General features: G+C 60.9%; 1 protein-coding gene. It reads right to left on the bottom strand.

Annotated elements, in window-relative coordinates; translation table 11 throughout:
• A partial coding sequence (locus tag P0D70_RS36835) for an FAD-dependent oxidoreductase (protein WP_408188135.1) occupies window positions 1–470 on the bottom strand: 470 nt, incomplete at both ends.

Below are 470 nucleotides of genomic sequence, written 5' to 3' on the forward strand. Positions count from 1 at the left end.
TTGGTCTTCAGCATGACGTTGGCGAAACGCTTGCTGTTGTACTTCTCCCAGACCTTGACCAGATCGCGGTCCGCGCCGGCCATCAGACCGTCGAGCATTTCGACCACATCGATCTTCGCGCCGAGCGTGGCGTACACCGTGGCCATTTCCAGACCGATGATGCCGCCGCCGATCACCAGCATGCGCTGCGGAATCTGACGCAGTTCGAGCGCGCCGGTCGAATCGACCACACGCGGATCTTCCGGAATGAACGGCAGCTTCACCGCTTCCGAGCCCGCGGCGATGATCGCCTGCTTGAACTTGACGACCTTCTTGCCGCCCTCGGTCTGCACTTCCATGTGATACGGATCGACGAACGAGCCGTTACCCGTTACGACTTCGACCTTGCGCATCTTCGCCATGCCGGCGAGACCGCCGGTGAGCTTCTTGACGACGCCCGACTTGAAGTCGCGCAGCTTGTCGAGATCGAT

Source organism: Paraburkholderia sp. RL17-381-BIF-C (genome assembly GCF_046026435.1).
Lineage (GTDB): Bacteria > Pseudomonadota > Gammaproteobacteria > Burkholderiales > Burkholderiaceae > Paraburkholderia.